The organism is Methylobacterium frigidaeris (genome assembly GCF_022179185.1).
GTDB lineage: Bacteria > Pseudomonadota > Alphaproteobacteria > Rhizobiales > Beijerinckiaceae > Methylobacterium > Methylobacterium frigidaeris.
This window is the reverse complement of sequence record NZ_BPQJ01000099.1, coordinates 1-7,131: the sequence shown is the minus strand read 5'-3', so window position 1 is coordinate 7,131 and position 7,131 is coordinate 1. Positions and strand designations below refer to the sequence as shown.

10 protein-coding genes and 1 pseudogene are annotated in these 7,131 nt (G+C 64.7%); 8 read left to right on the top strand and 3 right to left on the bottom strand.

Annotated features, from left to right (window positions below; all coding sequences use genetic code 11):
* Positions 1–78 precede the first annotated feature (78 nt).
* The 5 genes from MFF64_RS36180 (at position 79) to MFF64_RS37970 (ending at position 2,570) form a co-directional block, all read left to right on the top strand.
* A complete protein-coding gene (locus MFF64_RS36180) occupies positions 79–645 on the top strand; it encodes a glycoside hydrolase family 108 protein (RefSeq protein ID WP_099901907.1) in 567 nt (188 codons plus the stop codon).
* Between the two features lie 75 nt (positions 646–720).
* Positions 721–1,224: a hypothetical protein gene (locus MFF64_RS36175; RefSeq protein WP_238193832.1), complete on the top strand. Its 504-nt coding sequence runs from the start codon at positions 721–723 to the stop codon at positions 1,222–1,224.
* 37 nt (positions 1,225–1,261) lie between these two features.
* On the top strand, positions 1,262–1,861 hold the full coding sequence (locus MFF64_RS36170) for a hypothetical protein (RefSeq protein ID WP_238193831.1): 600 nt from the start codon (positions 1,262–1,264) through the stop codon (positions 1,859–1,861).
* Positions 1,833–2,222, top strand: coding sequence for a hypothetical protein (locus MFF64_RS36165; RefSeq protein ID WP_238193829.1), 390 nt, complete (start codon positions 1,833–1,835; stop codon positions 2,220–2,222). The genes MFF64_RS36170 and MFF64_RS36165 overlap by 29 nt, the downstream gene beginning before the upstream one ends.
* 213 nt (positions 2,223–2,435) lie before the next feature.
* On the top strand, positions 2,436–2,570 hold the full coding sequence (locus MFF64_RS37970; protein ID WP_273557210.1) for a hypothetical protein: 135 nt from the start codon (positions 2,436–2,438) through the stop codon (positions 2,568–2,570).
* Between the two features lie 277 nt (positions 2,571–2,847).
* Here MFF64_RS37970 and MFF64_RS36160 read toward each other — a convergent pair whose 3' ends face one another.
* A complete protein-coding gene (locus MFF64_RS36160) occupies positions 2,848–3,102 on the bottom strand; it encodes a hypothetical protein (protein ID WP_099903605.1) in 255 nt (84 codons plus the stop codon).
* 109 nt (positions 3,103–3,211) lie between these two features.
* Between MFF64_RS36160 and MFF64_RS36155 the strand changes: the two genes are divergently transcribed.
* Both MFF64_RS36155 and MFF64_RS36150 read left to right on the top strand, forming a co-directional pair.
* The gene (locus tag MFF64_RS36155; RefSeq protein ID WP_207768121.1) at positions 3,212–3,676 is read left to right on the top strand and encodes a LexA family protein; all 465 of its coding nucleotides are present in this window, start codon (positions 3,212–3,214) and stop codon (positions 3,674–3,676) included.
* Positions 3,673–4,971: a Y-family DNA polymerase gene (locus MFF64_RS36150; RefSeq protein WP_099903607.1), complete on the top strand. Its 1,299-nt coding sequence runs from the start codon at positions 3,673–3,675 to the stop codon at positions 4,969–4,971. Before MFF64_RS36155 ends, MFF64_RS36150 begins: the two co-directional genes overlap by 4 nt.
* Before the next feature lie 157 nt (positions 4,972–5,128).
* On the opposite strand, the gene MFF64_RS36145 is transcribed toward MFF64_RS36150, so the two are convergent.
* Both MFF64_RS36145 and MFF64_RS36140 read right to left on the bottom strand, forming a co-directional pair.
* A complete protein-coding gene (locus MFF64_RS36145) occupies positions 5,129–5,980 on the bottom strand; it encodes a hypothetical protein (protein WP_238193827.1) in 852 nt (283 codons plus the stop codon).
* 670 nt (positions 5,981–6,650) lie between these two features.
* Positions 6,651–6,899: a hypothetical protein gene (locus tag MFF64_RS36140; protein WP_099900526.1), complete on the bottom strand. Its 249-nt coding sequence runs from the start codon at positions 6,897–6,899 to the stop codon at positions 6,651–6,653.
* A gap of 153 nt (positions 6,900–7,052) precedes the next feature.
* Between MFF64_RS36140 and MFF64_RS36135 the strand changes: the two are divergent.
* Positions 7,053–7,131 (top strand): annotated as a pseudogene (locus tag MFF64_RS36135) (DUF4113 domain-containing protein); the annotation flags it as partial.

Here is a 7,131-nt window from a genome sequence, read left to right as displayed (position 1 = left end):
GGGCGCCAGCGCTCTGACCCTGCCCGACCGCAGCGCCACCCGGCCCGGTCCTGACCCCCTGACAGTCCGGAGATCCTGATGACCGCGAGCACGTTCGAGCGGGCGCTTTCGCTCGTCCTGAAGCACGAGGGCGGTTACAGCGACCATCCTGCCGACCCGGGAGGCCCGACCAATCTCGGGGTGACGATCGCCACCCTCACGGCGGTCCTGGGCCGGCCAGCGACCAAGGCCGACGTGAAGGCGCTGACGCCCGCGAAGGTCGCCCCCGTCTACCGGCAGCGCTACTGGGACGCGGTCGAGGGCGATGATCTCCCAGCCGGCCTCGACTATGCAGTCTTCGATTGGGCCGTGAACAGCGGACCGGCCCGCGCAGCCATCGCGCTCCAGCGCCTCGTCGGCGTGGCGGATGACGGGCGCATCGGGCCGATCACCCTCAAGGCGGTAGCGGGCCAGGACCGGCAGAAGCTGATCGGCTCGCTCTGCGACGCCCGGCTGGCCTTCCTCAAGGCGCTGTCGACCTGGCCGACCTTCGGCAAGGGCTGGTCGAGCCGCGTCGCTGGGGTCCGGAAGGATGCCCTTGCGATGATCGCTGCGGCGCCGGCAATCCCGACTTGCCCGGCTTGTGGCAAGTCGCTAGCAGCCTGACCAACTCCCCGGAAATCCCGGGCAGTTCACCCGCGCCGGCCGGGCCAGCCGAGCATCCCACATTCAGGATACCCCATGACCCGCATTTTCGCGGCGCTGACGCTCGCCTGCGTCTGCCCTCCCGCCTTCGCCGCCGAGGTCGCCACCGTCGGCGATACCGCCGTCATCCTCCCCTGGGGCCAGTGGGTGACCGCCATCGCTCAGACCGCAACTGAGGTGCTGATCCCGATCATCATCGCTGCCGTCGGCGTCGCGGCTCGGCACCTGCCCTGGTACGTCCAGATGTGGTTCACCACTCAGCGGATCGATCGCATGGTGCGCCTCGCCGCGGACTACGCGCTCAACGCCGTCGCAGGGGCCACCGCCGGCAAGGCCGCGAGCATCGACGTCGGCCACCCGCTGCTGAAGGCGGGTCTCGAACGCGCCCTCGGCTCCTCGCCGCAGTGGTTGATCGACGCCGCCGGCGGCACGAAGGGCATCACCGAGCGCCTGTTCCGCGCCTTCCACTTCGACGAGACGGTGACCGACGCGAACACGCTGACCCCGTTCCTAGCGAACCTGCCGGCGACGGTGAAGTAGCACCCGCCGCCCGCCCGCAGCACCAGGAGGACGCGCCATGCGCTTCAACCACGGCCGCTGCCGGCTGGCCTTCTTCGCCCCCTGGCACGACGGAACGATGCTGCACTACGACCCCGACCCAATCATTAACGAGCGCATCCGCCGCGCCGTCCGCTACGGCCAGACCCGGTGGGCTGAGGTCTGGAACTCCGTCACCATGGTGGCCGTCGGCGTCGTCCTGCTTTACCCGGAGCCCACCTTCGTCGGCCCGCAATGGCGGGTGATCGCGTCCCTCGTGACGGAGGCCACCGCCGGATCGATCGCCCTCGTGGTCGGCGCGGCGCGCCTGATCGCGCTCATCATCAACGGGCGGCGGGGGCGGGAGACATCCTTCGTTCGGACGCTGGGGTGTGTCGGCGGCTTCTTCTTCTGGCTGGCGTGCTCGATCGGCTTCGTGCTCGCCATCCCGCCCCTCAACCTCGGCGTGGTGCTCTTCACGATCTACGCCATCTCGGAATTGCACTCCTCCGGCCGCGCCGCCTCCGACATGGCGGCCGAGGACACATTCGGGCTGCGGAAGAGGCGGCGGGCCGCAGCCGAGGCAGAGGCCGAGGAGAGGAGGCGCACCCTTGGCGGATCCGGTCGCAACGCTCGATAGCTGGCCTGCCATCGCCATCGGCATCACTGCGGCCGTGGCGGGAGCGCTGGTCCCCCTCAACTCCTTCATCAAGACCATGCTGGACTACCGGATCGAGGCCAAGAAGGCGGAGGCGCTACAGCCTCAGACGGCCCGGGAGATCGCGACGACGGCGGGCAGTGCGGTCTTCGACAGCATCGCGATTGCCGACCTGACGACGGCCATTAAGGGGCTCACCGCCGCGATCGTCGCCGACACGGCGGCCGATCAGGCAGCTCATGCGGATCAGCTCACGGCCATCCTGGCGCGGCTGGTCCCCGTGCTTGAGCGGTTCGACGAGCGCGAGCCGCCGCCGACCCGATCCGGGCGCACGCATCGCTGATCCGGAACCCGCCGCACCGCCAGCCCGTTAGCCGACGGATCTTCCACCCGAGACCCCGCCTTCAGCCCCGCCGGCAGTAGCCGAGCGGGGCTTTTTCGAATGGGCCAATATAAACAAATTTAGGTGCCATACGTTCGAAAGGGGATATGACTCATCAGGCAAAATGCGAAGCTTGCACGCCTAATGAAGTAGAAAGTTTTGGGAGGTCGCCGCATGAAGCCGTCGTGGAAAACCGTGGCTGAGGTAGCTGTCGCGCTGAAGATCGATCTAAAGGCAGCCCGAGCCTTGGTGGAAGCCGCCAACTGCCCGAAAGTGTTTGGACCACACGGCACCGCCTACCTGATCTGAATTCTCGATCCTCCAAGCGCCCGCTCCGGTCACCCGGCGGCGGGCTTTTTGCTGTCCTGCCTCCCACCCTCCGGACACGGCACGTCCCGGTCGGTGACGAGGCGCGAGCCGGGGCGCTTGTCGTGCTGTCCCTTGAGCGCAGCGCGCGGACCCCATGCATTTCCCGAGGTGGCGGACCGGGACACAGCACAGCAATGTTGTGGCGCCCTTTGGGCTTGTTCGATCCGACTGACCCGCCCGGCTCACCGCCGCGGCGGGTTTTTCGTGCCCAGCCTCCTCACCCGCCGCTCACCTGCTCCGCAAAGTCCTCCGGGACCTCGCCGAACTGTCCGAGGATCGCGACGCTCTCAAGCTCGCCAGTCTCGTCGTCCGCGACGATGCGAAGAGCCGCCGTGCCCGGCATCCGCTTGGCAATCGCCTCCGCCCGCTTGAGCGCCCCGCTCTCCGTCGGCGCCACATCCCGGTTGCCCGGCCGCAGCCGCTTCCGGTGGATCTCGAACGTCTGCACCATGAACGTCGTCCGCATCCCCATCACGATCTCCTGATCCCGTCGTCCCCGCTCCGCACAAGCCCGAAGCTCGGCCTTGACCGGGAACCTCCGGCCTGTTTGTTCTATTTTCGTTCTAACACGGAGGGCGCGCGTGAGTCTCTATCGGGTCGGTGCGGAGGCGGCGGATGCAGGCGGGCTCGTGCGGATCCCGTTCATGCTCCCGACCCTGTGCGCCGGGTTCCCGAGCCCGGCCGAGGACTTCATCGAAGGCGCCCTGGAGCTGCCCCGCTGGCTCGTCCCGAACCCACCTGCCACCTTCATCTGGCGCGTGCGGGGCTGGTGCATGAAGGGGGCCGGCATCCACGACGAGGACCTTGCCGTAGTTGACCGCTCGCTCTCACCATCCTCCGGTGCCGTCGTGGTCGCAGTGGTCAACGGCGAGATGAGCCTGAAGCGCTTGGTGATGACCGGCAACCGGCTGTCCCTCACGTTCGACAACCCGGAGATGGATCAGGAATTCGCCCTGGAGGACCTGGAGGAGGGCCTACTCTGGGGCGTGCTGCTGTTCTCCGTGCGCTGGCACCACGTGAAGGCCCGCGCGAGCCTCGTGCGATGAGCCGGGCGATCGCGCTGATCGACGGCAACTCGTTCTACTGCTCCTGCGAGCGCGTGTTCGATCCGAAGCTCGCCGGCGTGCCGGTGATCGTGCTCTCGAACAACGACGGCTGCGCCATCGCCCGAACCGCCGAGGCCAAGGCGCTCGGGATCAAGATGGGCGAGCCATATTTCAAGATCCGGCAGATGTGCCGGTCTAAGGGCGTGCGCGTCTTCTCCTCAAACTACGCGCTCTACGGCGACATGTCGGCCCGGGCCAACACGGTCTATCGGCAGTTCGCGCCGGATGTGGAGATCTACTCGATCGACGAGAGCTTCCTCGATCTGTCCGACGTGCGCGAGCGCGATCGGGTGGCGCTCGCCCGGGATCTGCGGTCCACCGTCCGCCAGTGGACCGGCCTGCCGACCTGCGTCGGGATCGGGCCGACGAAGACGCTTGCCAAGCTCGCCAACCACATCGCCAAGACCATCCCCGAGCTCGGCGGCGTCTGCGATCTGTCCGACGAGGCCGAGCGCGCCGCCTGGATGGTTGGGATCTCGGTGGGCGAGGTCTGGGGCATCGGGCGCGCTTCGCTGGCGCGGCTCACCGCCATGGGCGTCGACACGGTGGCAGACCTGCGCGACCTCGACCCCCGGCCGGCGCGCCAGTCGCTCACAGTGGTGGGCGAGCGCATCATCCACGAGCTGCGCGGGCGCGCCTGCCTGCCGCTCGAGATCGTGCCGGCCCGACGCAAGGGCTGTGCGGTCACCCGCAGCTTCTCCAGCCGGATCACAGAGCGGACGGTACTTGAGCAGGCGGTGGCGGCGCACGCGACGCGGCTCGGCGAGAAGCTGCGGCGTGATGGGCTCGCGGTCTCGGCTGTGACGGTCTTCTACCACACCAGCGAGCACGGCCGGGGCGACGCGATGCGTTCGGTCTCGAAGGTGGTGCACCTGCCGGAGGCGACGAACGACACCCGGCACCTGATCGACGCGGCTATACGCGGTGTGGCGATGACTTGGCGCGAGCAGGGGCCGACGCCCTGGCGCTACAGCAAGGCGGGTCTGGTGACGACCGACCTCGTGCCGCTCGACGAGGCGCCACGCCCGCTGTTCGATGCACTCGACCGGGAGAAGTCCGGCGCGCTGATGGCGGCGATGGACGCGTGCAATAGCCGGTTCGGACGCGGAGCCGTGGTGCCAGCGCGGGCTGGGCTTGTGGAGAAGCGCACCTGGTCGACGAAGTTCGAGATGCGCTCGCCGCGGTTCACGACGCGGTTGAGTGAGGTGCCAACGGTTCTCGCGGCGGTCCAGTGAGGTCGAGGACGCCTTTTGCGGCTCAACCGCTGTATGGGTGGGGAGTGGACACTTCCGTGGCAGCAGATCGCAGATGCCAATGAAATAGCTGCATTCTAATGCCCCGATCTAGCTGATCGATCTTAGGCCGTCGTCTTCCCCGCCCATCGTTGATCAGTTAGAATGGTACCGTTTCCACATCGTCAGCTTGTCCAAGCAAAACAAGTCCTGGTGCGAAAGCAAAACCCTGGCGAGTAAAAACCATCTCACTCGATCCGTCGTCATGAAGCTCTTCGTAAGCCTGTATAGGCTCAGAATAATTCTCTCGTGTGAGGAGATCAGCTTTGAACTTGAGCCATTTATTATTGGGATCAGATTTTTTATCACATAAATGAGAGTTAATGCGGGCAAGTAGAACTGATGAATCTCTTTGGACGTCAGATATCGATCCCCCTTTTGTCATTTTGTAGAAGAAAACTGCGCCGTAGATATTTTCATTAAATCCTAGATCTCTATGCATTTGTAGAAGTGTGACCACTCTATCAATGTCAGCAATAATTGCATCGGCTGTCTGAGAGCCAAGTTTAGCCTCAGATATCAAGAGTGGCAGTTCACTAGGATCCGAGGTAAATACTACAATATCGACCCGCTTTCGGCCTCGCGCACTTGGGCTAAATTGATATTTTGGATCTGAAACTATTCGTTCTATCTCTAATATCCGGGCATCACGTTGTGCTTTTAGAGAAATTCGCTCTTGTTTTGATCTGACAAATTTCGATGATATATTATTCGCGAGAAAAACCGCTTTGCGTTGAGCGTTTTTTCTCAAATCATTCATAAGGGTCTCAAGACCAATGACCCTGTCCATCCTGCCCATTTGTTTAGCCACTTCGACAGTTACAAGATATTCGGGGCGTATTTCCGGATGATGGAAGTCGATAGCTTCTGCGCCCAGTAAGAACACTCTTGTCCGAAGTGCCTCACGCACACCCTTCGCAATGTCGTCAACGACTTCGTCGGCTGTAATCATTCCTATAATCCCCAAAGTTTTTGTCTCTTATACAAACTGAGGCAGTGCGATGCTGACGAATTGGTATCTGATAAGACCGGCTATTCAATGCGCTGCCGCTGGCGTCCGATTAGGGCCGAAAGCGGCGGCTCGAAGCGCCATGGAGATCGCACCGCACCGAGAGACCGGCAGGGCCTGATCGGCTACGGTCCCAGCCATGCGTAACCTCTACAGCTCCGCCCGCTCCCGGACGAGATGATGGCGAAGGTGGCGCGGGGCTCGCGTCAGGACGGCATCTGAGCATCGGGCGGTCGATCATCGATCGGCGGCGCGATCTCTCCGCCCTCCTCGTCGTAGGCTCGGCGCGGGTTGCGGTTGCGGTTGCGCCTCACGCCTCTCCCCATCCGATCTCCATCAAGTCCCGCGCCCGATCATGGGCGAGCTGGATCATGCCGGCCCCCACGGGTCGCTCGGGTCCAGATCCTCCCAGGCTGGGCACCCCTGGATGTGGTGTCGGGTGAGCTCGTGAAGCCACTCGGCGATGACGTCGAGGGGTTCGGGGTCGGCGGGAGGGTGAGTCACCGGCGCTTCCTGTCATCGATCCGCCGAGCAGCGCGCCACAGCCACGCGATGGCCCCCGCTGCGCACGCAAGCGCGAGGAGTGCCGTGAGGAAGAGATAGGCCGTGGGGCTCACTGCACCGCACTGTAGAACACGATCCGCTCTAGCGCCTCCTCGAAGGTCGCGTGCTCGCCTGCGATCGGCACGTAGAAGGCACCCTTCTTCCGCTCGGCGGTGAACCATTCCCCGGTCAGCTCGCCGGGCTCTTCTTCCCGCCAGCGCCGCACGCGCCCAATCGACTCGTCGTCGCGGTAGACCTGCCGCACGCGCGAGCGGCCATCCGGTCCGGGGATCCACGCTTCAGGGTAGGTGATCGACATCGCTCGCGCCTCCCGGTCCGAAGGCTACGCCTGTGCAGAAAGGTGCGGCAAGCGCAGAATGGCCTATAGAACGCGGCTCACGCGACCGGCGCCGGTAGGCTCGGCGGCCTCGCGGCTCTCGATTGCCAAGCGGGATCGGTCGAGAAGCGCACTTGGTCGACGAAGTTCGAGATGCGGTCGCCGCGGTTCACCACGCGGTTGAGCGAGGTGCCGACAGTCTGTGCAACCGTTC